The organism is Bacillus sp. FJAT-27225 (assembly GCF_001685025.1).
Lineage (GTDB): Bacteria > Bacillota > Bacilli > Bacillales > Cytobacillaceae > Bacillus_D.
In genome coordinates this window covers 963,659-990,608 of record NZ_MAYU01000001.1, presented here as the reverse complement: position 1 = coordinate 990,608, position 26,950 = coordinate 963,659, and the positions used below count along the sequence as shown (strand labels likewise).

Genomic DNA, 26,950 nt, shown 5'->3' with positions numbered 1-26,950 from the left:
GCAAACGAATGAAAGTAGATATATTTGATTTTCACCTGCCTGAGGAATTGATTGCCCAGACACCGCTTCTTGATCGCGCCGATAGCCGATTGATGGTGCTGGACAAGCAAACAGGCAGAATACAGCATGAAAAATTCAAAGCTATAAAAGAATACTTGAGAAAAGGCGATTGCCTCGTATTGAACGATACAAAGGTTCTACCTGCCAGGCTGTACGGCGCAAAGAAGGATACTGGGGCAAAGATTGAAATCCTGCTCCTTAAACAGCTTGACGGCGACAAGTGGGAAACGCTTGTAAAACCGGCAAAACGGGTAAAGGAAGGAACCGAAATTGTATTTGGCGATGGTGTACTGACTGCAGTTTGCACAGCTGAAGCCGACCATGGCGGAAGAATTCTCGAGTTCAAGTATGAGGGAATCTTCTACGAACTCCTTGAATCGCTTGGCGAAATGCCGCTTCCTCCTTATATAAAAGAACAGCTGGACGACAAGGATCGTTACCAAACTGTTTACGCAAAGGAAAGGGGATCGGCTGCAGCGCCGACCGCAGGGCTCCATTTTACTGAGGAGCTGCTTGGGGAAATTAAGGCTATAGGCGTAAGGATCGCTTTTATTACGCTTCATGTAGGCCTTGGTACGTTCAGGCCGGTAAGTGTCGAGGATATCGCTGAACACGATATGCATTCCGAATTTTATATCGTTCCCGAAGAAACAGCGAAAATCCTGAATGAGACGAGGGAAAACGGCGGGAGAATCATTACTGTCGGGACAACTTCGACCCGGACGCTCGAAACCGTTGCTACAGCCAACAATGGCAGCTTTGCTGCCGACAGCGGGTGGACGGATATATTTATTTACCCGGGTTATCAATTTAAAGCAATTGATGGAATGGTTACGAACTTCCATCTGCCAAAATCAACACTAATCATGCTTGTCAGTGCGCTAGCCGGCAGGGAAAACGTTCTTCACGCCTACGAAACCGCTGTAAAAGAACGGTATCGATTCTTTAGCTTTGGCGATGCAATGCTTATTGTATAGAGATAATCTCTGCTTTTAGTGCAAACATGCACATTTCTTCAAATGGAAGGAGTACGTTGCTTTGACAGCAATACGTTATGAATTAATTCACACATGTAAACAAACCGGAGCGAGACTTGGGAGAGTCCATACCCCGCACGGCAGCTTCGAAACACCAATGTTCATGCCAGTGGGGACGCTTGCGACAGTAAAGACAATGTCGCCGGAGGAACTAAAGGAAATGGGCGCAAAAATTATCCTCAGCAATACGTATCATCTTTGGCTTCGTCCAGGGCATGAGATTATTCGCGAAGCAGGCGGGCTCCATAAGTTTATGAATTGGGACAGACCCATTCTTACCGATTCAGGCGGCTTTCAGGTGTTTAGTTTGAGCGAATTTCGGAAAATTGAGGAAGAAGGGGTTCATTTCCGGAATCACCTCAACGGAGACAAGCTGTTCCTCTCTCCAGAGGGGGCTATGGAAATCCAAAATGCGCTGGGATCGGATATTATGATGGCGTTTGATGAATGCCCGCCATATCCGGCAACAGAGGAGTATATGAAAAAATCTGTTGAACGGACATCACGATGGGCGGAACGCTGCCTGACTGCCCACAAGCGGCCGGAGGATCAGGGACTTTTCGGGATTATCCAGGGCGGCGAATTTGAACATCTGCGTAAACAAAGCGCCAGTGACCTTACAAGCCTTGACTTCCCAGGATATGCTGTAGGGGGCTTATCAGTGGGTGAGCCGAAGGATGTTATGAATCGCGTCCTCGAGTTTACGACTCCTCTTTTACCGGCCAACAAACCAAGATACTTAATGGGTGTCGGCTCACCGGATTCCTTGATTGACGGGGCAATCCGCGGCATTGATATGTTCGACTGTGTCCTTCCAACAAGGATTGCGCGTAATGGAACTCTAATGACAAGCAACGGAAGGCTTGTCGTCAAGAATGCCAAATATGCCCGTGATTTTGGGCCGCTTGATGAAAATTGCAGCTGCTATACATGCCGGAATTACAGCCGGGCTTACATCCGCCACTTAATTCGCTGTGATGAAACATTCGGAATTCGGCTTACAACTTATCATAATCTACATTTTCTGTTAGAATTAATGGAGCAAGTCAGACAGGCTATTCGAGAAGATCGTCTGGGGGACTTCAGAGAAGAATTTTTTGAGCGTTACGGGTTCAATAAGCCGGATGCAAAAAATTTCTGATATAGATTGGTTTGAAAGGAGGGAATTCGATGGAAGGGAATTTACTAGGTACATTGGGACCATTAATCCTGATGTTTGTCCTGTTTTATTTTCTGTTAATCCGCCCGCAGCAAAAACGCCAAAAGGCAGTCCAACAAATGCAAAGCGACCTTAAAAAAGGTGACCGCGTTGTTACAATCGGCGGCCTTCATGGCTTTGTCGATTCACTGGATGAGGACAAGGTAGTTATTCGCTGTGGCGATGGCAGCCGTCTTACATACGACCGTGCGGCTATCCGCGATGTAGTTTCAACAGATTCTGCAAGCAGTTAAACAACATAAAAAGGCATTCCCTAGGGAGTGCCTTTTTCCTATTAGCCTCTAGTTCCAGCGCCTACGTGTGCGCTTTTATTGCTAGATTGCCGTCCGCTTTGGCCCCGCCAGATTGACACCCAGGATGCCGCCCATCATCGAAATGAGGATATAGCAGACATGATACACAATTTGCTCAACATCAAATAATTTGTCATGGCCCAGATATTGAAACAGGAAAATGATAAATGAATACAAGAGCCCAGTCAATCCGCCAAGCATCCAGCCCTTTTCTCCCACTTTCCCTCCCGATAGGAAGCCCCCGCCAAACAAGCCGATAAAGGACATGGCTGTTATGATATATTCAAGCGAAACTTCCTTTAACGATGTAAACCTTAACAACAACGAAAAGACAAGTGAGCTGATGAGCGCAAAAGCAAAAATGAATACCAGCCCGTATAAAATCCCTCTCCCCATACTTCTTGTTTCGATTTTCACCCTCTCCCTTCCTTGCTAAGACAATCGTTGCCTAGTACAAGCATATTCAATACAAGAAGGATTAGAAGTACCAATTAAAAGAAACTTGGCAATAAGTACCTTACTGAATGGATTGGAAATGCGAAAACTAAACATGTTCAAACCTCGGAGGTGCTAACAAGTGGAGCATTGGGAAATATTGTTTCGGACCCTATTATTGTACCTCCTCATTCTGGTAACCTTCAGGCTGATGGGGAAAAGGGAAATCGGCGAACTTAGTGTCCTCGATTTGGTCGTTTTTATTATGCTTGCGGAAATTGCTTCAATGGCAATCGAAAATACAAATGATTCGATCTTTCATTCGATTATCCCGATGATGGGGCTGGTCGGAATCCAGATTGTTTTTGCATATGTTTCTTTAAAAAGCAAATGGTTCCGGGATTTAATTGATGGCAGGCCAACAATCATCATTAACAAAGGAAAAATTGATGAAAAGGCAATGAAAAAGCAGCGCTATAATTTTGATGATCTTCTTGTCCAGTTGAGGGAGAAGGATATCCGAAATATTTCCGATGTTGAATTCGCAATCCTTGAGACAACCGGAAAGTTATCTGTTTTTAAAAAAGAGCCCAAAGGAAACGCAAAGCGGGATCATTCACAGGGCGACATTACCATGCCCCTGATCATAGATGGAAATGTTCAGGAAGAAAATCTGAAAAGGATTAAGAAAACAAAGGATTGGCTTTTAGATGAGCTTAAAAGAAAAGGTGGAATGGAGATAGGCAAAATTTCTTTTTGCAGTTATGATCGGGGGAAGCTATATGTGGATGAAAAGGATTCATAAAAAAAAGCTGACCCCCTTAAATCGGAAAGTCAGCTTTTTTTAACGCGGTGAAAGCCTGGAAAGGAAAGTACCAATAAAGGGAATCCTTCTAAGCTCTTCAGGACGGATTAATTTTAGGAATAACACTAGCAGTGAATAAATGCTTCCCATACAGATAATAGATATTAACACTTTGTAGAGTATGGAAAGTTCCAGCGATAGTCCAGTATAAATGACATACCCTGTATAGCCTGAAACTCCAATTGCCAAAAAAATTTTTAAATAGTCCATAATATAAAAAGAGAATGAAATTCGTTTAAGTACTGTAGCAAAATGCAGCAGTGTAACCAGGACAGTCCCTGTCATCAATCCAAGCGCGACACCATTGATTCCAAAGGCCGGTTGTGAGGCAAGAAGGAAGATAACTGCTGTTTTAATGACTGCCCCAATCAAGCTGTTAATCATTGCTGCCCTGGCGAGATTCAAAGCCTGCAGTGCAGCCTGCAGCGGCCCCTGATAATAATAAAATAAAAAGAATGGTGCCATGAGCCTGATGAAGACGGCCCCATTTGCCGACCCATACATCAATGTCATTAACGGGTCGGCTAGTACATAAAGAACGGCAACCGATATTCCGCCAGTTAAAATTGAAAAGCGCAGCGCTTGCTGGAGGCGATGTTCAATCAGCTTTCCATCATTCTTTGAATTTGCTTCGCTAATTGCCGGGACAAGCGAGGTTGCCAATGAATAGGTAATAAAAGAAGGAAGCAAAAGCAGGGGCATCGCAAAACCGGTTAATGCCCCATATTGTTTTGTTGCCAGCGAGGTTGCAACGCCTGCCATCCCAAGACTGAACGAGACAACAATCGGCTCAAAGAACCATGAAACAGAGCCAATCAGCCTGCTGCCCATCGTTGGGACAGCCACGCTCATCAGCTCCTTAAAAGGCTGCTTTCCTGTTTTAACAAACTTGTAGAAGTCAGTACGAAGCCTGAATTTTTTCTTTAATTTAAATGCAGTCACTAAATAAATGAGAGAAACAAGCTCCCCAATGACTGCTGAAAGCATGGCGCCTGCAGCGGCATATTCTACCCCGTACGGCATGAATGTTTTCGTCATGATGGCAATCAAGGCAATCCTGAAGGTCTGTTCGAGAATTTGTGAATAGGCGGACGGTTTCATCGTTTGTCGGCCCTGAAAATAGCCGCGCAGAACAGAGGAAACTGCAATAATTGGAACCACAGGTGCTATCGCGATTAATGGGTAATACGTTCTGTTGTCAGTGAAAAGCGTTTCCGCCAGCCATGGAGCAAATAAAATCATTGCAGGTGTAAAAATGGCCGATAACGTAAGTGTTGTTGCAAGGGAAACAACCAGGATCTTTTTAATTTTTCCATATTCCCCGCGGGCTTCCGCTTCGGCAATATTTTTTGATATGGCGACTGGCAGGCCAAACTGGGTAATGGTGATGACCAAAACGAGCGTCGGGTAAGCCATCATATAAAGGCCAACCCCTTCTTCACCAATAAAACGGGCAATTGCGATCCGGTTAATAAAACCTAGCATTCTAGTAATAAATCCTGCCAAAAGCAGGATGGCTGTCCCTTTTAAAAACTTCGACATTCGTTTCCCACCTTCTCAAAATAGTGGATATAATATACAATTAACTATATGCACCGGGGTGGACAAACAGACATAGAGCATGCCAGAAAACTATCTGAGTTTAAATTCCGAATCCATTCATGGGAAGGGACTGTATCATCAGAAACAAGCAAAGGCGATGAGGCGGGGCCGAATCGCGCACTTTCAGAAATATTTAATTTGAGCTGAACGATTTAGTGAAGCTCTGCCGCTTTTCCACACAAAAAGACTAACTGTTTCAGGAGGATCTTAATGGAGTACGGGCATATTTACGACCAATACCGGGATAAACTTTTTCCAGTCCTTGAAAGCAAGCTTGAGGAATTCCGGCTTCTTGGCAATGATTCGATCAGTGAAGAAGCACTATGGGGCTATCTTATTAAGAAAAAATGGAAAAAGGATAAAGGAGAAAAACTTCTTCATGAGCTTGTCCAGGACGTCCTGACAGTAAAGATAAGTGATTTTATCAGTTATGCCACAATGGAAACATACAAAGAGTCTCCTTTTTCCCTTGATAATGAGGAAGAATGGAAGGAGCTCTTAAAGTAATTTTCAAGATTAATAGATGCGAGAAATCACATTAGAGTGCGGGAAAGTTTGTAGTGGCTCTGCAGGTAAGCTGCAGAGCCGTACTATATTTGGTAAGTTTTAGTAATTGTCCGATTTTCACCAAAAAAGTCATCTACGTTGAATTGACAGGCTACCCATGATAAATCATAATGATTCTATGTATTTACAGGTTAGTTTTGCCAGGAATTTAAGGAGGTTCATCACATGGTTAAACGCAACAGGATCGTGGCTTTTATCCTCATTGTTCTAGTAATGGGGAGCGTCATTGGCGCCACGTCCAAAAACATCTTGGGTAACATCAAGCTTGGCCTAGACTTGCAGGGCGGGTTTGAAATTCTTTATGAAGTATCGCCTGCCAAGGAAGGGCAAAAAATTAACCAGGAAGCACTGGCCAGTACGGCTGAGGCACTCGACAGGCGGATAAACGTACTTGGTGTCAGTGAGCCGAATATCCAAATCGAAGGCGACGATCGGATCCGGGTACAGCTTGCCGGTGTAACGGACCAGGCGAAAGCCAGGGAAATCCTATCGACCGAAGCGAATCTCAGCTTTAGGGATGCAAACGACAAGCTGATGATGGATGGAACCGACCTTGCTGAAAACGGAGCAAAGCAAACCTTCGATGAACAAGGAAGGCCGAGCGTATCACTAAAATTAAAAAGTGCAGACAAGTTCCGTGAGGTAACACAGGAAATAGTGAACCAGGCACCAAACAACTATCTTGTCATTTGGCTCGACTTTGAAGAGGGGGTTGATTCCTTCAAGGAAGAAGTCGGGAAAGAAGATCCAAAATTCCTGTCTGCCCCTACCGTAAATCAGGTGTTTAATGAGAATACGGTGTCAATCGTTGGGCAATTCACTCCTGAAGAGGCCCAGACGCTTGCAAGCCTGCTGAATGCGGGTGCGCTGCCTGTTCAGCTCGATGAAATTTATTCAACATCCGTCGGGGCCCAGTTTGGTGAGAAGGCTCTTGATGAAACCGTTTTTGCAGGAATTCTCGGGGTTCTCGCAATTTTTATATTTATGATCGCTTACTACCGGTTCCCTGGATTTATTGCAACACTTACACTTACAATTTATCTATTTTTGACTCTTCTTATTTTTGATTGGATGAATGTCGTCCTGACTTTGCCAGGGATTGCGGCATTAATTTTAGGTGTCGGTATGGCGGTAGACGCCAATATCATTACCTATGAACGGATAAAGGAAGAAATCAAAGTTGGGAAATCGATAAAATCGGCTTTCAAGGCTGGAAACGAAAACTCATTCTCAACAGTTACAGATGCCAACCTGACTACATTGCTGGCTGGTGTCGTCCTGTTTTTCTACGGGACTAGCTCTGTCAAAGGGTTTGCGACAAGCTTAATCATCGGTATTCTTGGAAGTTTCTTTACGAACGTATACCTGTCAAGGTGGTTGCTTGGCCTTTGGGTTAACAGCGGATTCCTGAACAACAAGCCTGGCTGGTTCGGTGTTAAGAAAAAAGACATCCATAGCCTCGCTGAAGGTGTGGATACGCTTGACCTTAAAACGAAGTTTGACCGGATTGATTTTGTCCGGAACCGGAAAGCGTTCTTTATTGCTTCCGGAGCAATTGTTGTCGTGGGTATTGCGATTCTCCTGATTTTCAGGCTGAACCTTGGCATTGATTTTACTCAAGGTACCCGTGTAGAAGTTTTATCGGACAAGCCGTTAACGACTGAGCAATTTTCTAATGAATTGAAAAAAGCCGGTTTTGAAACAGACGATATCGTTATATCTGGATCTAATAAGGAAATCGGGGTTGCCAGATTCAAGGATGATATGTCCAAGGATGAGATTACTCAGCTAAAACAAGAACTTCATGATGTATACGGGTCTGATCCAACAGTAAATAGTGTGTCACCGACTGTCGGGAAGGAATTAGCTAAAAACGCAATGATTGCTATGGCGCTTGCTTCGCTGGGCTTGATTATTTTCGTTGCATTCCGTTTCGATCTTCCAATGGGGATATCAGCAATTATCGCCTTGCTGTTTGCGGCATTTTTCATCTTCCCGTTATTCAGCATAATACGTTGGGAAGTTGATATTAACTTCATCGCCGCGGTGCTGACGGTTATTGGTTACTCAATCAATGATACGATTGTTACGTTTGACCGGATGCGTGAAAACATGCAGAAACGGCGCCGCCTGAAAACGAAGGAAGAAATCGCTGATGTTGTAAATACTAGTATCAGGCAGACGCTTGGGCGATCGATCAATACAGTTGGAATGGTTGCCATGACGGTCATTGCCTTATTGTTCTTCGGCAGCGAATCGATTCGCAGCTTCTCTCTAGCGTTACTGGTCGGCCTTATCGTCGGAACGTATTCTTCAATTTATATTGCGGCTCAGCTCTGGGTGGAATGGAAGAACCGCGAACTGAAGAAGAAGGGTGTACTCATCACTTACAAAGAAAAACGCAAATACAATGACCAGCCACAAGTCTAACCGCAGATTTTCTGCGGTTTTTCTTTTTGGAAGGGTATTGGGTAAACCTGTACTTTATTGCTACATTCGACCAATAGATGGTGATTTTCACTAGTATCACTCAGAGAACTGCTAGTGAATCGGCAAGCAAAAACTAGTAATACTCTGAGTAGTAGAACGTGCAACACCGAAAAAACAGTGGTTGTTTATCACTAGTAATACTGCGAATAATCACTAGTGAAGTTCGGTGTAAAACTGTTTAGAGCAAAACTCCGAATAAAGAAAGCAATACATTGGTTGCATTTTATTGATTTAAAAGCCTTCAAATGTCATCAATACTCCGTATTGGTAACGTTTTTGAAGAATTTATAGGCTGAAATGTCATCAATACGAGTTATTGGCACCATTTTTAATAAATTCACATGCTGAAACGAAACCAATGAGTTAGCGAAGCCTTTTCCACTGTATGAATGCCGAACTGAAGCATCCTCTCCGCATACCCCATCTTCCAATTCTTCACAAAGATACCTTGTTTCATCATTGTGCAGATTTTTTTGCTCCTGTATAATAGAAAAGTTGAGGGGTGAACGTATGTTACAGTCGAAAACACGATGGATCGTCCGTGAATATGATCAGGACAAGGCTAAAAAACTAGCAGAAGAACTGAAAATATCTCCCCTTGTTTCTTCCATGCTGATAAACCGGGGAGTTGATACATCAGAATCTGCCCGGTCTTTTTTATTTGGCGGCGAGGATTTTCACGATCCGTTTCTGCTTGATGGCATGGACAGGGCTGTTGCCCGAATTAAGGAGGCAATCACCAGCCAGGAACCTATTTTAATATATGGGGATTATGATGCGGATGGAGTCAGCAGTACAGCCGTGCTGATGATGACCCTTAAGGAACTCGGTGCAAATGTCGGTTTTTACATACCAGACCGGTTTTCCGAAGGCTACGGCCCGAACGAACCGGCGTTCAGGCAGGCTGCTGAAAATGGAATTAAACTGATTATAACTGTGGATACAGGAATTGCCGCTATTCATGAAGCTGAAATAGCCAAGGAGCTCGGTCTCGATTTGATCATTACGGACCACCACGAGCCCGGACCTGTTTTGCCGGAAGCACTTGCAATCATTCATCCTAAGCTTCCGGACAGCAAGTATCCATTTCGTGACCTTGCCGGAGTTGGGGTTGCATTCAAGGTGGCGCATGCCCTTTACGGCGAGCTTCCCGAACATCTTTTGGAAATTGCCGTGATTGGTACAATTGCCGACCTTGTCTCGCTTAAAGGTGAAAACCGTCTGATTGCAAAAAGAGGAATTGAAAAGCTGAAAACTACCAAAAATATTGGCATAAAAGCTATTTTAAGAGCTGCCGGAGTCGAACTTCATACACTAAATGAAGAAACGATAGGGTTCTCGCTTGCGCCTAGAATCAATGCAGTAGGACGGCTTGAACATGCGAGTATGGCTGTTGAGCTGCTTTTGACCGAGAACCAGGAGGAAGCGATGCAGCTCGCTGTTGAAATGGACTCGTTAAATAAAGAGCGGCAAGCGATTGTGCAGTCCATTACCGTTGAAGCAATGGAACAGGTGGACAAGCACTTCCCGGCTGAAACAAACAACGTTTTGGTTATCGGCAATGAGGGCTGGCATGCTGGAGTCATCGGCATCGTCGCTTCTAAGCTTGTTGAAAAATATTATCGCCCGGTGATTGTCCTTAGCTTTGATAAGGAGAAGGGTCTTGCAAAGGGTTCGGCGCGAAGCATTCCCGGGTTTGACCTATTTAAGAATCTGTCTGTTTGCAGGGATATCCTTCCGCATTTCGGGGGACACCCGATGGCGGCTGGCATGACATTGAAGCTTAATGATGTCAATGACCTTCGATTTAGATTGAATGAGCTTGCAGCCCAGCAGATGAGCAAGGAAGATTTTATCCCGGTGCTGCAGCTGGATGCAGAGGTTTCCGTTTCCGATGTGACTTTGTCCATCCTTGAGGAAATGCAGCTTCTCGCTCCTTATGGTATGGATAATCCGAAGCCAAGGATTTCAATTGAAAATGCCGGGATTTCGTCAATCCGGAAAATTGGCAGTGACCACAGTCATTTAAAGTTGACATTGGCGAATGAAGGCCGGGCAGTCGATGCAATAGGATTTGGTTTCGGACAGCTGTCAGACCATATTTCTCCTGCATCCAGTCTTTCGATTGCGGGTGAGCTTTCAATCAATGAGTGGAATAATATCCGTAAACCACAAATTATGCTACAGGATCTTGCAGTCAGGGACTGGCAGTTGTTCGATATCCGCGGTATCCGTTCGCTCGGTTCGCTTAAATCAAAGCTGCCTGATATAAGGAAGATTTTGGTCCTTTTTGATCCGGTATATGTACAGGGTATCGTACAAGGGGAAAAAGACGAAATTATCATTGTGGAATCAATTGAAGCTGCTGAAGCGGTAAAGCTTGATCATGAAAATGTTGTCCTTATTGATATGCCGCCTTCGAAAGCTATTCTGGAATCACTGCTTTCTGGCAAAAAGCCGGGAAGAATATACGCTGGGTTCTTCAAGGAAAACAGCGAATTTTTCAGTACGATCCCAGGCAGGGACCATTTTAAATGGTATTATGCATTCTTATTAAAAAATTCGCCTTTTGATATCCATAAATATGGAAGCGTGCTTGCCAAGAGGCGGGGATGGACGAAGGAAACGATCGATTTCATGTCTGAGGTGTTTTTTGAGCTTGAGTTTGTTACAATAAACAATGGATTAATTTCCGTTAATAAGACTTCGAATAAACGAGACCTGGCTGAGTCGCGAGCTTACCAGGAAAAGCAAGCACATATTGCTCTAGAGCAGGATTTGTTATTTTCTTCCTACGGACAGCTAAAAAGTCTGTTTACCCAAATCCTTGCTGAGCCTGTTGAAAATGAGGAGGCAATAAAAGAATGGATTTAAAACAATATGTTACAATTGTGCCCGATTGGCCGAAAGAAGGCATTAAGTTTAAAGATATTACACCGCTAATGAATAATGGGGAAGCCTATAAATATGCGACTGACCAAATTGTTACCTATGCGAAAGAAAAGAAAATTGACGTTGTTGTCGGTCCGGAAGCACGCGGCTTCATCATCGGCTGCCCTGTTGCTTACTCACTAGGGGTTGGCTTCGCGCCGGTACGAAAAGAAGGTAAGCTTCCACGTGAAACAATTAAAAAAAGCTATGGCCTGGAATACGGAACAAATGTCCTTACAATCCATAAGGATGCAATCCAGCCTGGCCAGCGTGTCCTCATTACTGACGACCTTCTTGCAACAGGAGGAACAATTGAAGCAACGATCAAACTTGTTGAAGAGCTTGGCGGAATCGTCGCAGGGATAGCCTTCATTATTGAACTGACTTACCTAGAAGGACGGGACAAGCTTGAAGGCTACGATGTTTTGACTTTGATGGAGTACTAATCGAAGGGAGTGCCGGAAAGGTGCTCTCTTGAATTTATTATCTCCTGGTTTTAAATACGTGTGCCCAGTGCCTTGTCCAAAGCCTAGAGGCTCGCCAATCGGCGAGTTTTCTTTATATTTTAAAAGGGATAGTCGTATGCAGGGTGATAGGCCAATTTTTTGAAAAAAGGCCACGAAAACAAGTTTTTTCGACAAAATTCTTGCTTTCCAATAAAAATCCTATCCAATCACTTTACAACCTGGGGTTTTTTCTCGATAATAGTAACAATCCTCTTATATTTTTCATACATCTAGGGAACAAAGGGGCTGCTCGTTTGTGGTCCGTAACTATATTTTCTATTAGAAACAAAGGTGATTTCATGGCGAATGATCAAGTGCTGACCGCCGAACAAGTCATCGACATGACAAGGGCCTATTTGAATGATGAGCATGTGCAGCTTGTGCAGAAAGCGTACGAGTATGCCGAGATGGCTCATCGTGAACAAATAAGGAAGTCCGGAGAGCCGTATATTATTCATCCGGTCCAGGTTGCAGGCATTCTGGCTGACCTAGAAATGGACCCGGCTACGGTTGCGGCTGGATTTCTCCACGATGTCGTTGAAGACACAGCGATTACCTTACAGGATATTGAAGCTGAATTCAACGAAGAAGTGGCCATGCTTGTTGATGGCGTGACGAAGCTGGGCAAAATTAAATATAAATCGCATGAGGAACAGCAGGCGGAGAATCACCGGAAAATGTTTGTTGCGATGGCCCAGGATATCCGGGTCATTTTGATCAAGCTGGCGGATCGCCTGCATAATATGCGGACGCTGAAACATCTTCCTTTTGAAAAGCAGCAGCGGATTGCGAATGAAACGTTGGAGATATTCGCTCCGCTTGCGCATAGGCTGGGTATTTCGACAATTAAGTGGGAGCTCGAAGACACAGCGCTCCGCTATTTGAATCCGCAGCAATATTACCGGATTGTCAACCTCATGAAGAAGAAGCGCGCAGAGCGTGAGCAATATTTGGAAGACGTGATTGATGAAGTGCGCGAACGTGTCGGTGAGGTTTCAATAAAAGCCGAGATTTCCGGCCGGCCGAAGCACATTTATAGTATATATCGGAAGATGGTCCTGCAAAACAAGCAATTCAGTGAGATTTATGATTTGCTTGCTGTGAGGATTGTGGTTAACAGCATTAAGGATTGCTATGCCGTCCTCGGCATCATTCATACATGCTGGAAACCTATGCCTGGCCGCTTCAAGGATTATATAGCAATGCCAAAACCAAATATGTATCAATCCCTTCATACAACTGTAATTGGCCCCAAAGGAGATCCGCTGGAGGTGCAAATCAGGACGGCTGAAATGCACAGGATCGCTGAATTTGGGATTGCCGCCCACTGGGCATACAAAGAAGGAAAGAGTGTCAGTGAAAGTGCGTCGTTTGAGCAAAAACTGACATGGTTCAGAAATATTCTTGAATTCCAGAATGATACGGCGAATGCCGAAGAGTTTATGGAATCTCTCAAAATAGATTTGTTTTCGGATATGGTATTTCTGTTCACACCGAAGGGCGATGTCATCGAATTGCCTTCGGGTTCGGTGCCGATTGATTTTGCTTACCGGATTCACTCCGAAATCGGGAATAAGACAATTGGGGCCAAGGTAAATGGCAAAATGGTCACGCTTGATTATAAGCTGAAAACGGGCGACATCATCGAGATTTTGACGTCGAAGCATTCATACGGACCAAGCCAGGACTGGCTGAAGCTGGCCCAGACCTCCCAGGCGAAAAACAAAATCCGCCAATTTTTCAAAAAGCAGCGCCGCGAAGAAAATATCGATAAAGGCCGCGAAATGGTTGAGAAGGAAATTCGCAATATGAATTTCGACATTAAGGAAATCATGACGCCAGAAAACGCCCGCAAGGTAGCTGAGAAATTCAACTTCATGAATGAAGAGGATATGTACGCCGCGGTTGGGTATAATGGTATAACCGCCTTGCAGGTTGCGAACCGCTTGACTGAGAAATGGCGGAAAAAACGCGACCAGGAAGCAGTTACTAATATTACTGAGGCCCTTACGGAACTAAAGACTCCGGCAACAACGGTTGTGAAAAAACGCGATTCAGGTGTCCGGGTCGCCGGCATTGATAATTTGCTGATCCGGCTTTCAAAATGCTGCAATCCTGTCCCTGGTGATGAGATTATCGGCTTTATCACAAAGGGGCGCGGAGTATCCGTGCACCGTGCCGACTGCCCGAACATCGAGAATGAGGACCAATCCCGCCTGATTCCGGTTGAATGGGATTCTTCTTTCACCGATCGGAAGGAATACAATGTGGATATTGAAATCAGCGGCTATGACAGGCGCGGGCTCTTGAACGAGGTTCTGCAGGCTGTCAACGAAACGAAAACGAATATTACTGCGGTTTCAGGCAAATCTGACCGGAATAAAATGGCGACGATTATCATGTCGATCGCGATTCATAACGTTAGCCATTTGCAGAAGGTGGTCGACCGGATTAAGCAGATTCCTGATATATACGCAGTCCGGAGAATTATGAACTAACCATTATGGCCGCTATGCGGCTTCTTTTTTTAGCTGCAAACTAGCTTTACCCTGGCATCGACAAGTCGAACAGCTAAGCGAGATTGATGGATTCCTGATAAATCGATATTTAGTGGATTAACCTCGGACTAAGCCAAGGGAATTAATCTACGGAAACCGAACTTAGTGGATTAATCTTGGTCTAAGCGGAGGAGATTAATCTACGAAAACGAGCTTAGTGGATTAATCTCGGACCAAGAAAGGGAGATTAATCTACGAAACCGAGCTTAGTGGATTAATCTTGGACCAGGCAATGGAGATTAATCTACGAAACCGAGTTTAGTGGATTAATCTCGGACCAGGCAAAGGAGATTAATCTACGAAACCGAACTTAGTGGATTGAATAAAAACGAATTATTAAATGTATTAATACATTTTTTTCTAGAAGGCAGGTTTTTTGATGAGAGCGGTTGTCCAGCGCAGCAAACAGGCGAGTGTTAAGGTTGAGGGAGAGGTAGTGGGCAGCATACCAGGAGGGCTCGTTGTTCTTTTGGGTGTCACTCATGATGATACTGAAAAGGATGCGGCCTTTTTAGCCGATAAGATTGTCAATTTACGAATTTATGAGGATGAGGACGGAAAAATGAACTTGTCGCTTCTTGATGTTGGCGGTGATATTTTATCTGTTTCTCAATTCACACTTTATGGGGATTGCCGAAAGGGGCGGCGCCCGAACTTCATGGCCGCGGCCAAGCCTGATGTGGCGAATGGGCTTTATGAGACGTTCAATACACTGCTCCGTGATAAGGGGATTCGAGTTGAAACGGGGAAGTTCGGGGCGATGATGGATGTCAGCCTTGTGAATGATGGCCCGGTAACACTTATCATTGATAGTAAATCCTAAAGCAAACACCCGCCAAGTCAGCGGGTGTTTTTTAGTGTCCAGTGTGAGGATTCGAGACTAATTAAGCATTCAGAGTTAATCTGTGCTGTGCATATGTTATTGCTCCTTGAAGTAGCGGGCAAGTCCGTTAAGGATACCAGTTGATGCGGCTTCCTGGAACTGGCTGCTTAACACGCCCATTTCCTCTGATACATTACTCAAATAGCCAAGCTCAATCAGAGCGGCCGCCCGCTTGTTTTCACGGATGACATGGTAGTCTCCATAGCGCGCTCCGCGATTTTTGGACTTTGTTTCATTTACGGTTGCTGTGTGGACGGCTTCAGCAAGCTTCTTTTGATAGGGATGATAATAAAAGGTCGTCATCCCTCGAACTGTTTGATCGTAAATGGAATCATAATGAATGGAAATAAATGCATCTGCGCCATGAATATGAGCCGAGCTGACCCTTGATGGCAGGGAATAATAGGCATCCCGGTCCCGGGTCATGACAACCTTGGCCCCATGGCTTCGCAGCTTGCTGTAAAGCAGGTCGGCGGTCCTTAATGTCAAACCCTTTTCATATGTACCTCTTATTCCGATTGTCCCAGTATCGATTCCGCCGTGGCCGGGATCAATGACGATGACCTTGTTTTTTAAATAGGAATATCCGCTTTCTTTATTGATTTGCGGCGCATTTCCCGTAACCTGGACAATCCAGCCTGCAATATAGCCGCTGTTCCCATTTTTCAGCTCGATTTCGTACCAGCTTCCTGATACCTTTTTTACTTTGAATTGGGAGCCTTTGTTAGCTCGGGCGATTACCTTTGCACTCTGTTCAGGCTTTTGGCGGATATTGCTGCCATCGTGAAGGATAGTTACAGTGCTTTCCTTCACTTTCTGGCTTGTTTTACTGGATTCCGTGGCGTCTTTCTCAAGGTACCAGCCTGCAACCCAGCCAAGTTTGCCTTTCTCGTATTCAATTTTGGCCCAGTTGTTCTTTTCTTCAAGAATACTGAACGTTTGTCCTTTTTCGACAGTCGCAATGATTTTACCGTCCAGTGAACCAGTTTGCCTCACACTCAGTGCAGTCGCTGTAACTGTTCCAATAATCCCGGTCAAATTTTTTTCGGCTGGCTGGCTTGTCCCGGCCGCGGCCAAAAACTCGGATGTGACCCAGCCCTTATTCCCATTTGAAAAAGAAATCTGTGACCAGCCATTGGATTCTGCGAGTACGGTCACTTCTACGCCTTGCTTCAGCTTTGCAGTTACTTCCGCTGTAACAGACGGGGATGTCCGTACGTTTAGAATATCCGCATTGACAATTTGTACGTTTTTACCACTTTTGGTTGCAGCAGGTGTCTGTACGACAGGCGCAGATTCCTTAAGGAATTCTGTTGAAACCCATCCACTCCCGCTTTTGCTGTTAATTTTGCTCCAAAGCCCTGATTTCTCTATGATGGTTACCTGTGCCCCCATCGATAAGGACCCTGCAATCGCAAAGTTTGTTCCCGGACCCTTTCTAATACGAAGCTGGTCGGCTGTTGTAACGGCGGTTTGGGTAGTTGTGGCATTAACTGCAGTTGTCGGCTTGTCCAAGAGCCAATTTGCAGCCCATCCTTTTTTACCAGAGGAAAGCATTATCTCAGTCCAATCATCTTTCTCGGAAAGTACTGTTAAAACTGCTCCTTTTTTTACAGTAGCCACCAAACCATAGCTTAATCCGGGACCACTCCTGATGTTAAGGCCGTCTACCGCTGCGGTGACTGACTGACCAGCAGCGTATTCCTTTAATGGGAAGACAGCTCCGATCAACAGGATGCAGCAGGCTGCCAGTAATAAAAGTTTTCTTCCCATTGTTCACCTCCTAAACGTATCTTTATTGTAGCGGAAATATGTGCCAGTTTCATTCAAAATTTCATTTTTCCGTCTCTTTATCTGTCATGCTGGGTTGAAAAGCTTATAAGACAGCAGATGAATCAATAAAAATTTCATAAGAAAAACCGAAACTTTTTTTCTCGTTTGGGGAGACTAGAAGAATAATCGTGTGTGATGGAGGGTTTTGGAATGAGATTCAGTGATAAGGGGATGCATGCGCAAGCAGGCCAAAAAGGAGTATTCGGGGTAGACTTTCATGATTTCATCGAAAGAGAACAGAATTCAGGTACATTCGAGTTGGCAAGCGAATTCGGTTTAACGATCCGTGATGTCCGGAAGCTGAAAAAAAAGCTTGAACGCTCCTAATTAAAACTTCTGTACGTAAGGGCCTATCACTGATTGTTAGTTGAACCAACTGGTGTTAAACGTCTTGACAATCAGCCTTTGGGTCATTATCATAGAATAAATAAAGCAAGGCCAATGTACATAGCTATATGGAAAAAACCGATGATGGAGCATAGTAGTCAAGCCATAAACCATGGTCAGAGAGGGATGGTCCCGGGCTGAAAGCCGTCCCGCATGCAGGATTGATGAATGAACACTCCGTAGGTTTCCCCCTGAACTAACAGTAGGGGGAGAACGTTGCAGGCGTTAACTGTAAAGAGGAAGCCCGGATAATCGGGTTTCAAATTAGGGTGGCACCACGGGAATCCAAACTCTCGTCCCTTGTTTAGCAATAAACAGGGGAGGGGAGTTTTTTTATTTTCCAGTAAATTCGGCAGGACCGTTAAAACGTCTTGGTTTTCTGGTAAACCTTAAGTACAGCTAAAAGTGGTCCTTGTCTTTGATACATAATCCAATTTCTTCACCCCTGCCAAAAGGGTTTTTAGACACAAAATAGATTTTAAAGGAGGAATCCTCATGTCAATTACTATTCCAAGGGGAACCCAGGATATCCTGCCGGGACAGGTTGAAACATGGCAGCTAATTGAGGAAAAAGCACGGCAGCTTTGCAATGTCTATCAGTACCAGGAAATCAGGACACCTGTTTTCGAACATACTGATCTTTTCAGCCGTGGTGTTGGGGATACAACTGATATCGTAACGAAAGAAATGTACACATTTGAAGACCGGGGCGGCCGCAGCCTGACTTTAAGGCCTGAAGGAACAGCCTCCACCGTAAGAGCTTACGTAGAGAAAAAAATGTTCGGGAATGCCGACCAGCCCGTCAAACTTTTCTATATGGGACCGATGTTTCGCTATGAACGCCCACAGGCTGGCCGATACCGCCAGTTTGTACAGTTTGGCGTTGAAGCACTTGGCAGTAACGACCCGGCAATCGATGCGGAAGTTATTTCACTGGCAATGACATTATACCGTGAGATGGGCCTAAAGAAATTGAAGCTTATCCTTAACAGCCTTGGCGATAAGGAAAGCCGGAAGGACCACAGGGATGCGCTCATCAGCCACTTCAAGCCGCGGATAGGAGAGTTTTGCTCCGACTGCCAGACAAGGCTTGAGAAAAACCCATTAAGGATTCTTGACTGCAAAAAGGACCGGGACCACGAGCTGATGAAGTCGGCACCGTCCATAGTCGAGTATTTGAATGAAGAGTCACGAGCATACTTTGAAAAGGTTAAGGAATACCTTCGCCAGCTTGACATCCCTTTTGAAGTCGATCCAAATCTTGTCCGGGGCCTTGATTATTACAATCACACAGCATTTGAGATTATGAGTGATGCAGAAGGATTCGGGGCAATAACAACGCTATGTGGCGGCGGCCGCTATAATGGCTTAGTAGAGGAATTGGGAGGGCCTGAAACCCCTGGAATCGGCTTTGCGTTCAGTATTGAAAGGTTCATAGCCGCTCTTGAAGCGGAAAAAATCGAGCTTCCTGTCAAAAGGGAAATCGACATCTACCTCGTTTCTCTTGGTGACAAGGCAAAGGATTATACAGTTGGCATGCTTCAGCAGCTTCGCAAGGAAGGTATTTCAGCTGAACGTGATTATTTGAATAGGAAGTTAAAGGCCCAGTTCAAAGCAGCAGACAGGCTGAATACCAAATTTGTCGCTGTACTAGGTGAGGATGAGCTTGATAAAGGTGTAATTAATTTAAAAAATATGGCAACCGGCGATCAGAAAGAAGTGGAATTGGCTTCTTTTGTTAAAACGTTTAAGGAATTGCAGCGATAAGGAGGATATCACATGTACGGCAGAAGCTTTTTTTGCGGCGAAGTGCCAACGGATGCTGTTGGAGAAAAAATCACATTAAAAGGTTGGGTTCAGAAGCGCCGTGACCTTGGAGGGCTCATCTTTGTTGACTTGCGTGACAGGACGGGAATTGTCCAAGTGGTCTTCAATCCTGATCAGCATGGAGATGTCCATAAAATTGCCGAAACCATTCGAAGTGAATACGTGCTTGATATAGTCGGCACAGTAGTTGCCCGTGATGAAGGAACAATTAATGAAAACATCCCTACCGGAAAAATCGAGGTTCACGCTGAAAGTGTAACAATCATCAATGAAGCGAAGACGCCTCCGTTCGTTATTTCCGATAAAACAGACGCATCAGAGGATATCCGCCTGAAATACAGGTATCTCGATTTCCGTCGCCCTGTTATTTTTAATACATTGAAAATGCGCCACCAGGTGACCAAAGCAATCAGGGATTTTCTCGACAGCGAGGGGTTCCTTGACATCGAAACACCTATTTTGACAAAAAGCACGCCTGAAGGTGCCCGTGACTATCTTGTCCCAAGCAGGGTGCATCCAGGAGAGTTTTATGCGCTTCCGCAATCGCCACAATTGTTCAAGCAGCTGCTGATGGTCGGCGGCATCGAGCGGTACTATCAAATTGCCCGCTGTTTCCGTGATGAGGATCTTCGCGCTGACCGCCAGCCGGAATTCACGCAAATCGATATTGAAACGAGTTTCCTAAGCCAGGATGATATTATCGAGATGATGGAACGAATGATGGTGAAGCTGATGAAGGAAGTGAAAGGAATCGACCTTACAGTTCCTTTCCCGCGCATGAAGTATGCAGAAGCGATGTCCCGTTTTGGCTCCGATAAACCTGACACAAGGTTTGGGATGGAGTTGAAGGACTTGTCTGAAACCGTGGCTGGATCAGGCTTTAAAGTATTCGCCTCCGCAGTTGAAAACGGCGGCCAGGTAAAGGCAATTGCCGTAAAAGGCGGGGCAGACAAGTATTCGAGAAAAGATATCGATGCTCTTGGAGAGTTTGCCGGCGTTTACGGCGCCAAAGGCCTGGCCTGGCTTAAAGTCGAGGCCGATGGTCTTAAAGGCCCGATTGCAAAATTCTTCGATGAGGAACAAAGCGAAGCGATCAAATCGGTTGCCGAGGCCGAGGCTGGCGACCTGCTATTGTTCGTGGCTGACAAGAAATCTGTTGTCGCCGATGCACTTGGTGCCCTGAGGCTGAAACTGGGCCGCGAGCTTGGCTTGATTGACCAGAGCAAATTTAATTTCCTTTGGGTGACTGAATGGCCGCTGCTTGAATACTCCGAAGAGGATGGCCGCTATTATGCCGCACATCATCCGTTTACGATGCCATTCCGAGAGGATCTCGGCAAGCTTGAAGAGAATCCTGCTGAAGTCCGTGCTCAGGCATATGACCTTGTCTTGAATGGCTATGAACTTGGCGGCGGCTCGTTAAGGATATTCGAACGTGACATTCAGGAAAAGATGTTCCAGGTGCTTGGCTTCAGCCCGGAAGAAGCGAAAGAACAATTCGGTTTCCTACTTGATGCGTTCGAATATGGAACACCTCCGCATGGGGGGATTGCACTTGGGCTTGACAGGCTGGTCATGCTGCTAGCCGGCAGTACAAACTTGCGTGATACAATTGCATTCCCGAAAACTGCCTCCGCAAGCGACTTGCTGACAAATGCTCCAGGAGAAGTCAGCTCTGCGCAATTGGAAGAGCTTCATTTAGAATCGAAGGCAGGAAAGAACGAATAGTTCATGTTGGGAAAAAAAGAGAATAAGGCTTGTTCCTTGAATAAACTCACCTGATATGATAATATAAAAACAAGTTAGAAGAGTCCTGAAGTGTACGTTGCATTGCCTAAATGTTTTGACCGAACATATTTTCTTCGGGAGTCTGCGTTCCGCGGCCGCGTAAATGCCCTTTTTAGGGACTTACAGCGACAACGGACAGGACACCCACCTGCTTTATGCGGGCCAAAACGAAGGAAACAGGCAACGGCACAAGTTGGGACTCTTCGCCTTTTTATCTATTACATAATTCCCCTGGAGGATTAGTCCTCCGGGGTTTTTTGATTTTGTAAAAACTCGTAGAACGAGCGTTACAGCAATTTGGAAATGTCCTTGAGCAGTCGCTCGATCAGTTCGGAAAGCCATTGCCTATATTAGATTTTTGAAGGCCTTTTCTGGCTTTTTTGTTTGGAAATCTTCTTGCATTACAAAAAGGTATAGTATATATTTTATCGGGGTAAAGATACATGAAAGCAAATTTTCGCCAAGGCATGTGGCGAAACTAAAGCTATATGCCACACATTTAAATGGAGTGATCACCTATGCTGCATCAATTTTCACGAAACGAACTTGCAATTGGCCAGGAAGGCCTTGATATTTTGAAAAATAGCACAGTCCTGGTGCTAGGAATTGGCGGAGTTGGCTCGTTTTCCGCAGAAGCGCTGGCAAGGTCCGGTGTCGGGCGTTTGATTCTAATTGATAAAGATGTCGTTGATATTACAAACGTAAATCGCCAGGTCATTGCACTATTGTCTACAGTAGGTAAGCCAAAGGCGGATTTGATGAAGGAACGGATAGCTGACATCAATCCGGATTGCGAAGTCATTTCTCTTAAGATGTTCTACACGGAAGAAACATATGAAGAAGTGTTTGCTTATAAACCGGATTTTGTCATTGATGCTTCTGACACGATTATTTATAAAGTCCATTTAATAAAGGAATGCCTGAAGCGCGGTATCCCGATGATCTCAAGTATGGGCGCCGCCAATAAAATGGATCCGACCCGTTTTGAAATTGCTGATATATTCAAGACTCATACAGATCCGGTTGCAAAGGTAATGAGGACAAAGCTTCGCAAAGAGGGGATCAGGAAGGGAATACCGGTTGTTTTTTCAAGCGAAAGCCCGATTGTCATTCGGGAGGACGTACGGAAAGTAGTTGGGAACGACAAAGCTCAAATCAGGAAAGCACAGATGCCGCCTTCCTCGAACGCATTTGTTCCTTCAGTGGCTGGTCTTATTATGGCAAGCTATGTAGTAAGGGAACTTTTGAAAGATATTCACATCGAACGCGTTTCTGGTGTTCCGGAAAAATAAATGATTGATGGAATCCATGGCCTTCGGGCTATGGGTTTCTTTTTTGCAAAAAGGTGATGATAAAGAATCTAACAAATTCCGTTCTATAAATGGAAGCTCCCCGCAACCTTCATCTTATTGGTTACATTTCAACCTGCCGCCGAGCTCGAAACAGTTCCAATAGCTCTTATTGGTTACATTTTGACCTGTCACATAACTCGAAATGGAACCAATCAAGTCTGTCGGTGGAAATCGAAACAGTTGCCCAAAAAAAGGAGGCTTCCGCCAAAGGAAGCCTCTCCATTATTCTTTCGTCAATTTTTCGTATACGGCGGCATAAGCCTGTTCGAATTTGCTGTTCCTTTTTGGCTTATAATAGCGCTTGTTCTTAATCTTGTCGGGAAGATATTGCTGACGGACCCAGCCCGATTCAAAATCATGTGGATAAAGGTAGTCGACGCCCCGGCCAAGCTCCTTGGCTCCCTTGTAGTGGGCGTCACGGAGGTGGTCCGGGACTTCTCCAGCCAACCCCTTTCGAATATCCGCCAACGCAGCATCAATTGCCATATATGCAGAATTGGATTTAGGTGACAGGCACAACTCGATTACAGCATTGGCAAGCGGTATTCTTGCTTCGGGGAAGCCGATCCGCTCCGCAGTTTCTATAGCTGCGAGTGTCCTGGCTCCAACTTGCGGATTTGCAAGGCCGATATCTTCATAGGCAATGACCAGCAGCCTTCTAGCAATGCTGGGCAGGTCGCCTGCTTCAATCAGCCGGCCGAGATAATGGAGTGCTGCATTGGCGTCACTGCCGCGGATTGATTTTTGGAAACCGGACAGTACGTCATAATGGGCATCTCCATCCTTGTCGTGGACAAAGCTTTTCTTTTGCAGGCATTCTTCGGCAATTTTTACATCTATAATAATTTTGCTTGTTTCGTCGGATTCGGTTGATAGAGCGGCAAGTTCGACAGCATTCAGTGCACTTCTAACGTCTCCTCCTGATCCTTTGGAAAAATGCTCCATTGCTTCAGGAGTGATGGTAATATTAAACGCTCCCAGGCCGCGCTCCTGATCTTGAAGCGCTCTTTCAATCGCCTTTTTAATATCATCAGGCTCAAGCGGCTTAAGCTCGAAAATTTGGCAACGGCTCCTGATTGCGGGGTTAATGCTGTGAAATGGATTGCTCGTTGTAGCGCCTATCAGTGTAATCATTCCGTTTTCAAGGTAAGGCAACAGGAAATCCTGCTTTCCCTTATCGAGACGATGGACTTCATCAAGCAAAAGGATGACCTTGCCTGACATTTTTGCTTCGGCGGCGACGATTTCCATATCCTTTTTATTGTTTGTAACGGCATTTAACGTCCTGAAGGCATACCTGGTGCTCCCAGCGATCGCACTTGCAATCGATGTCTTTCCAATCCCAGGGGGACCATAGAGAATCATCGATGAAAGCTGTTTGGCTTTGACCATTCTGGCGATTATCTTTCCATCACCTACTAAATGCTCCTGGCCGCATACTTCATCGAGTGTTCTTGGCCGCATCCTGAAGGCGAGTGGTTTAGTCTGATTCATGTTTCATCTCTCCAAAGTCAATTCTATCCTATAAGTGTACCATGCCGTATGCCGTTCAGCTAATATGGCAATTTGTCCCGCATTAAGGGTTGGTAAGCCTCTTTCAGAGGCAACTGTCCCTTAATGCCCGATTGGTTCAACTAACAATCAGTGGAAAACCCCCACTGATTGAAGTTTCACTTTATCCGGACCGATGCATAGTGCATTTCTTTGTGCTATAATTTCTAAAGCCTATCACTTTACTCAGTATTGGTTAATAGAAATCAGCCTAATCCCGCATTAACGGATCGTAACCCCACTCGCAAGGCCTTAAAGACAAAAAGGCGTATTCGGGGATAACAGCCGGTAAAAGCCCGATTGGTTTAACTAAGCCGCTGAAGTGCACAGCGGCAAGTTTCACTTTATCCAGCAAAGGGGTCTTTTCATTGTTTAAAAAGAGGAAGGGGCAAATTGGAGCAAGGTTTACGATTTTTACAATCGGCCTGCTCGTCATGTCTCTTGGAATCGTTTTGCTTATTAGAAGCAATGCCGGAGCAACGCCATGGGATGTATTTCACGTAGGCCTTTATTACCAGATAGGTTTAACGGTCGGCAGCTGGTCAATCCTAGTAGGAGTCGTCATCCTTACAGCAGCCGCCATACTGGCAAAGGAAATCCCACATATAGGGGCCTTTCTCAATATGCTTTTAATTGGTGTATTCATTGATATGTATATGCTGATGCCATTTATAAAGGAGCCTTCGTCTGTTGTTGGCGAAGTCGCCATGTTTGTTCTTGGGTTACTTGTTTACGCATATGGAATGGGAATTTACATCTCAGCTGGGCTTGGGACAGGTCCACGGGATAGTTTGATGGCAGCTGTATATGAAAAAACAGGCTGGAAAATCAGGAATGTCCGTGGCTCAATGGAAGTGATTGTCCTGCTAATTGGCTGGTGGCTTGGAGGCCCGGTAAGCTGGGGCACCATCCTGTTCAGCTTCTTAATCGGCCCAATATTAGGGGGAGCCTTGCCGCAATGCAATACGATGACAGATACAATTTTAGAAAAGATTAAAAGAAAAGATGCATTTAACATCAGTAAGGGGGCCTAGTTGTGAAAATTTCTACTAAAGGTCGGTACGGATTGACAATTATGATTGAACTCGCTAAAAAACATGGGGAAGGCCCGATTTCTCTAAAATCAATTGCACAGGCAAACGATTTATCGGAGCATTACCTTGAACAGCTGATTGCTCCACTCAGGAACGCCGGGCTCGTAAAGAGCATCCGTGGTGCATATGGAGGCTATCTTCTTTCCAGAGAGCCTTCACAAATTACTGCCGGTGACATCATTAGAGTTCTTGAGGGGCCAATCACTCCTGTTGAAGGCATCGAAGACGAGGAGCCTGCGAAGCGGGAGCTCTGGATTCGAATCAGGGACGCCATAAAGGAAGTTCTGGACAGCACAACAATAGAGGATTTGGCCAACCATAGTGAAAACCAATATCCAGATTCTTATATGTTCTACATTTAATGGTTAAGATAGCGTTAGTTAACATAGAAATGAAGGTGATTCCATGGAGCGGATTTATTTGGACCATGCCGCAACATCCCCTATTCATCCCAGAGTGATTGAAAAAATGGCAAAAGCGATGGGGGATTTCTACGGCAACCCATCCAGCATCCATTCTTTCGGCAGGGAAGCCCGCCACTTGCTTGATGAAGCCCGCCATACTTTGGCAAAGGGAATAGGGGCAGGAGCAAATGAAATCATTTTTACAAGCGGCGGTACAGAAGCGGACAACCTCGCGATTTTGGGAGTCGCAGAATCGTACAATGAAAAGGGCAGGCATATAATCACAACTGAAATTGAACATCATGCCGTCCTGCACGCCTGCCAAAGGCTGGAAAAACAAGGTTTTACCGTGACCTATTTGCCAGTTGATGAAACAGGCAGGATTTCAATAAGCGAACTCGAGCAGGCGTTAACAGATGAGACCATTCTTGTGACCATCATGTATGGCAACAATGAAGTGGGGACTATCCAACCAATAGAAAAGATTGGCAAGCTCTTAAGCAGCCACCAGGCATTATTCCACACTGATGCAGTCCAGGCCTATGGGCTTATTGATATTGATGTAAATAAAGCAGGCATCGACTTGCTGTCTGTATCGGCCCACAAAATCAATGGACCCAAAGGAACGGGTTTTCTGTTTGCAAAGGACGGCATCAAATTGTCGCCACGTTCTTTTGGAGGCGAACAGGAACGAAAACGCAGGGCGGGAACCGAGAACCTCGTATCGATTCTTGGATTTATGGAAGCAGCGCAACTGGCTGCCGAATCGCGAGAAGAGAAGGCTAAACATCATTTTGCCTTAAAGAAACGGTTCATCGAGGTGCTGGAGGAAGAATCTTCCGTTTTTGAGCTGAACGGTTCTCTTGAAAATTCACTGCCACATATAGTAAACTTAAGCTTTCCTGGCACGAATGTCGAGGCAATGCTCGTCAACCTTGACCTTGCTGGAATTGCTGTTTCAAGCGGATCCGCGTGTACCGCAGGTTCCATTGAGCCGTCGCATGTTCTTGTTGCCATGTTTGGCCGTGAATCCGAGCGAATCGCCAATTCTATCAGATTCAGCTTCGGACTTGGCACAACGGAAGCAGATATTGTACGTGCCGCAAAGGAAACTGCGAAAATTACCAGGCGGCTGCGCGGATAGCAGCGTGCATTTTACTGATTAAAAAGCGGAAGTGCTTTTTTCATATACCTTTGCTTCAGTTTTTACCGAGGGCTCGCCAATCGGCGGGTTTTCTTTATCGTTTAGGAATTATAGATTTTGCGAC

At 45.1% G+C, this 26,950-nt stretch carries 21 protein-coding genes, 1 other RNA gene and 1 other annotated feature; of the genes, 18 read left to right on the top strand and 4 right to left on the bottom strand.

The features are described from left to right. The first annotated feature begins 8 nt into the window (after positions 1-8). The 3 genes from queA to yajC all read left to right on the top strand — a co-directional run bounded on the left by queA (position 9) and on the right by yajC (position 2,549). On the top strand, positions 9-1,037 hold the full coding sequence (gene queA, locus A8F94_RS05065) for a tRNA preQ1(34) S-adenosylmethionine ribosyltransferase-isomerase QueA (protein ID WP_066196508.1): 1,029 nt from the start codon (positions 9-11) through the stop codon (positions 1,035-1,037). A 61-nt stretch (positions 1,038-1,098) separates the two neighbouring features. Further along, positions 1,099-2,238 carry a tRNA guanosine(34) transglycosylase Tgt gene (tgt, locus tag A8F94_RS05060; protein ID WP_066196504.1) on the top strand — a complete coding sequence of 380 codons (1,140 nt, stop codon included), beginning with the start codon at positions 1,099-1,101 and terminating at the stop codon, positions 2,236-2,238. Positions 2,239-2,267: 29 nt separating this feature from the next. Beyond that, positions 2,268-2,549 carry a preprotein translocase subunit YajC gene (gene yajC / locus A8F94_RS05055; RefSeq protein ID WP_066196501.1) on the top strand — a complete coding sequence of 94 codons (282 nt, stop codon included), beginning with the start codon at positions 2,268-2,270 and terminating at the stop codon, positions 2,547-2,549. 81 nt (positions 2,550-2,630) lie between these two features. On the opposite strand, the gene A8F94_RS05050 is transcribed toward yajC, so the two are convergent. After that, positions 2,631-3,026: a TIGR04086 family membrane protein gene (locus A8F94_RS05050; RefSeq protein ID WP_441294176.1), complete on the bottom strand. Its 396-nt coding sequence runs from the start codon at positions 3,024-3,026 to the stop codon at positions 2,631-2,633. A gap of 160 nt (positions 3,027-3,186) precedes the next feature. Here A8F94_RS05050 and A8F94_RS05045 point away from each other — a divergent pair, with 160 nt between their 5' ends. Beyond that, positions 3,187-3,849 carry a DUF421 domain-containing protein gene (locus A8F94_RS05045; RefSeq protein ID WP_066196498.1) on the top strand — a complete coding sequence of 221 codons (663 nt, stop codon included), beginning with the start codon at positions 3,187-3,189 and terminating at the stop codon, positions 3,847-3,849. Between the two features lie 39 nt (positions 3,850-3,888). Here A8F94_RS05045 and spoVB read toward each other — a convergent pair whose 3' ends face one another. Continuing rightward, positions 3,889-5,451: a stage V sporulation protein B gene (gene spoVB / locus A8F94_RS05040; protein ID WP_066196493.1), complete on the bottom strand. Its 1,563-nt coding sequence runs from the start codon at positions 5,449-5,451 to the stop codon at positions 3,889-3,891. A 270-nt stretch (positions 5,452-5,721) separates the two neighbouring features. Here spoVB and A8F94_RS05035 point away from each other — a divergent pair, with 270 nt between their 5' ends. The 6 genes from A8F94_RS05035 (at position 5,722) to dtd (ending at position 15,386) form a co-directional block, all read left to right on the top strand. Continuing rightward, positions 5,722-6,018 carry a post-transcriptional regulator gene (locus A8F94_RS05035; protein ID WP_066196490.1) on the top strand — a complete coding sequence of 99 codons (297 nt, stop codon included), beginning with the start codon at positions 5,722-5,724 and terminating at the stop codon, positions 6,016-6,018. Positions 6,019-6,243: 225 nt separating this feature from the next. Then, positions 6,244-8,508, top strand: coding sequence for a protein translocase subunit SecDF (secDF, locus tag A8F94_RS05030; protein WP_066196486.1), 2,265 nt, complete (start codon positions 6,244-6,246; stop codon positions 8,506-8,508). A 570-nt stretch (positions 8,509-9,078) separates the two neighbouring features. Next, a complete protein-coding gene (gene recJ, locus A8F94_RS05025; protein WP_066196483.1) occupies positions 9,079-11,442 on the top strand; it encodes a single-stranded-DNA-specific exonuclease RecJ in 2,364 nt (787 codons plus the stop codon). After that, the gene (locus tag A8F94_RS05020) at positions 11,433-11,945 is read left to right on the top strand and encodes an adenine phosphoribosyltransferase (protein ID WP_066196480.1); all 513 of its coding nucleotides are present in this window, start codon (positions 11,433-11,435) and stop codon (positions 11,943-11,945) included. The genes recJ and A8F94_RS05020 overlap by 10 nt, the downstream gene beginning before the upstream one ends. A 359-nt stretch (positions 11,946-12,304) precedes the next feature. Then, positions 12,305-14,503 carry a RelA/SpoT family protein gene (locus A8F94_RS05015; protein WP_066196477.1) on the top strand — a complete coding sequence of 733 codons (2,199 nt, stop codon included), beginning with the start codon at positions 12,305-12,307 and terminating at the stop codon, positions 14,501-14,503. Between the two features lie 439 nt (positions 14,504-14,942). Then, entirely contained in the window at positions 14,943-15,386 is a 444-nt protein-coding gene (dtd, locus tag A8F94_RS05010; RefSeq protein ID WP_066196475.1) for a D-aminoacyl-tRNA deacylase, read from the top strand. Positions 15,387-15,482: 96 nt separating this feature from the next. Here dtd and A8F94_RS05005 read toward each other — a convergent pair whose 3' ends face one another. Beyond that, positions 15,483-17,219, bottom strand: a complete 1,737-nt coding sequence (locus A8F94_RS05005) for an SH3 domain-containing protein (protein WP_066196472.1) — start codon at positions 17,217-17,219, stop codon at positions 15,483-15,485. A gap of 210 nt (positions 17,220-17,429) precedes the next feature. Between A8F94_RS05005 and A8F94_RS25625 the strand changes: the two genes are divergently transcribed. The 5 genes from A8F94_RS25625 (at position 17,430) to A8F94_RS04985 (ending at position 22,573) form a co-directional block, all read left to right on the top strand. Next, a complete protein-coding gene (locus A8F94_RS25625; protein ID WP_175384351.1) occupies positions 17,430-17,606 on the top strand; it encodes a hypothetical protein in 177 nt (58 codons plus the stop codon). Positions 17,607-17,738: 132 nt separating this feature from the next. After that, positions 17,739-17,970 (top strand) — a binding site (T-box leader). Between the two features lie 191 nt (positions 17,971-18,161). Next, complete coding sequence (gene hisS / locus A8F94_RS05000; RefSeq protein WP_066196469.1) at positions 18,162-19,433, top strand: histidine--tRNA ligase; 1,272 nt, start codon at positions 18,162-18,164, stop codon at positions 19,431-19,433. 12 nt (positions 19,434-19,445) lie between these two features. Then, positions 19,446-21,221, top strand: a complete 1,776-nt coding sequence (gene aspS, locus A8F94_RS04995; RefSeq protein ID WP_066196466.1) for an aspartate--tRNA ligase — start codon at positions 19,446-19,448, stop codon at positions 21,219-21,221. A 79-nt stretch (positions 21,222-21,300) separates the two neighbouring features. Next, a non-coding RNA gene (gene ssrS / locus A8F94_RS04990) (6S RNA) lies at positions 21,301-21,485 on the top strand. Positions 21,486-21,799: 314 nt separating this feature from the next. Beyond that, complete coding sequence (locus tag A8F94_RS04985) at positions 21,800-22,573, top strand: tRNA threonylcarbamoyladenosine dehydratase (protein ID WP_066196463.1); 774 nt, start codon at positions 21,800-21,802, stop codon at positions 22,571-22,573. Positions 22,574-22,855: 282 nt separating this feature from the next. Here A8F94_RS04985 and A8F94_RS04980 read toward each other — a convergent pair whose 3' ends face one another. Then, positions 22,856-24,127: a replication-associated recombination protein A gene (locus A8F94_RS04980; RefSeq protein WP_066196460.1), complete on the bottom strand. Its 1,272-nt coding sequence runs from the start codon at positions 24,125-24,127 to the stop codon at positions 22,856-22,858. A gap of 425 nt (positions 24,128-24,552) precedes the next feature. Here A8F94_RS04980 and A8F94_RS04975 point away from each other — a divergent pair, with 425 nt between their 5' ends. From A8F94_RS04975 to A8F94_RS04965, 3 genes are read left to right on the top strand one after another with little or no spacing between them, the layout of a single operon-like run. Beyond that, complete coding sequence (locus A8F94_RS04975) at positions 24,553-25,218, top strand: YczE/YyaS/YitT family protein (RefSeq protein WP_066196457.1); 666 nt, start codon at positions 24,553-24,555, stop codon at positions 25,216-25,218. A 2-nt stretch (positions 25,219-25,220) separates the two neighbouring features. Beyond that, complete coding sequence (gene cymR, locus A8F94_RS04970) at positions 25,221-25,640, top strand: cysteine metabolism transcriptional regulator CymR (protein WP_066196455.1); 420 nt, start codon at positions 25,221-25,223, stop codon at positions 25,638-25,640. Positions 25,641-25,683: 43 nt separating this feature from the next. Further along, the gene (locus A8F94_RS04965; protein WP_066196450.1) at positions 25,684-26,826 is read left to right on the top strand and encodes a cysteine desulfurase family protein; all 1,143 of its coding nucleotides are present in this window, start codon (positions 25,684-25,686) and stop codon (positions 26,824-26,826) included. Positions 26,827-26,950: the final 124 nt, after the last annotated feature.

Coding starts and splice junctions, on each gene's coding strand:
- queA (WP_066196508.1), top strand. CDS start 9: ATGAAAGTAGATATATTTGATTTTCACCTGCCTGAGGAATTGATTGCC.
- yajC (WP_066196501.1), top strand. CDS start 2,268: ATGGAAGGGAATTTACTAGGTACATTGGGACCATTAATCCTGATGTTT.
- spoVB (WP_066196493.1), bottom strand. CDS start 5,451: ATGTCGAAGTTTTTAAAAGGGACAGCCATCCTGCTTTTGGCAGGATTT.
- A8F94_RS05035 (WP_066196490.1), top strand. CDS start 5,722: ATGGAGTACGGGCATATTTACGACCAATACCGGGATAAACTTTTTCCA.
- secDF (WP_066196486.1), top strand. CDS start 6,244: ATGGTTAAACGCAACAGGATCGTGGCTTTTATCCTCATTGTTCTAGTA.
- recJ (WP_066196483.1), top strand. CDS start 9,079: ATGTTACAGTCGAAAACACGATGGATCGTCCGTGAATATGATCAGGAC.
- A8F94_RS05020 (WP_066196480.1), top strand. CDS start 11,433: ATGGATTTAAAACAATATGTTACAATTGTGCCCGATTGGCCGAAAGAA.
- A8F94_RS05015 (WP_066196477.1), top strand. CDS start 12,305: ATGGCGAATGATCAAGTGCTGACCGCCGAACAAGTCATCGACATGACA.
- dtd (WP_066196475.1), top strand. CDS start 14,943: ATGAGAGCGGTTGTCCAGCGCAGCAAACAGGCGAGTGTTAAGGTTGAG.
- A8F94_RS05005 (WP_066196472.1), bottom strand. CDS start 17,219: ATGGGAAGAAAACTTTTATTACTGGCAGCCTGCTGCATCCTGTTGATC.
- A8F94_RS25625 (WP_175384351.1), top strand. CDS start 17,430: ATGAGATTCAGTGATAAGGGGATGCATGCGCAAGCAGGCCAAAAAGGA.
- hisS (WP_066196469.1), top strand. CDS start 18,162: ATGTCAATTACTATTCCAAGGGGAACCCAGGATATCCTGCCGGGACAG.
- aspS (WP_066196466.1), top strand. CDS start 19,446: ATGTACGGCAGAAGCTTTTTTTGCGGCGAAGTGCCAACGGATGCTGTT.
- A8F94_RS04985 (WP_066196463.1), top strand. CDS start 21,800: ATGCTGCATCAATTTTCACGAAACGAACTTGCAATTGGCCAGGAAGGC.
- A8F94_RS04980 (WP_066196460.1), bottom strand. CDS start 24,127: ATGAATCAGACTAAACCACTCGCCTTCAGGATGCGGCCAAGAACACTC.
- A8F94_RS04965 (WP_066196450.1), top strand. CDS start 25,684: ATGGAGCGGATTTATTTGGACCATGCCGCAACATCCCCTATTCATCCC.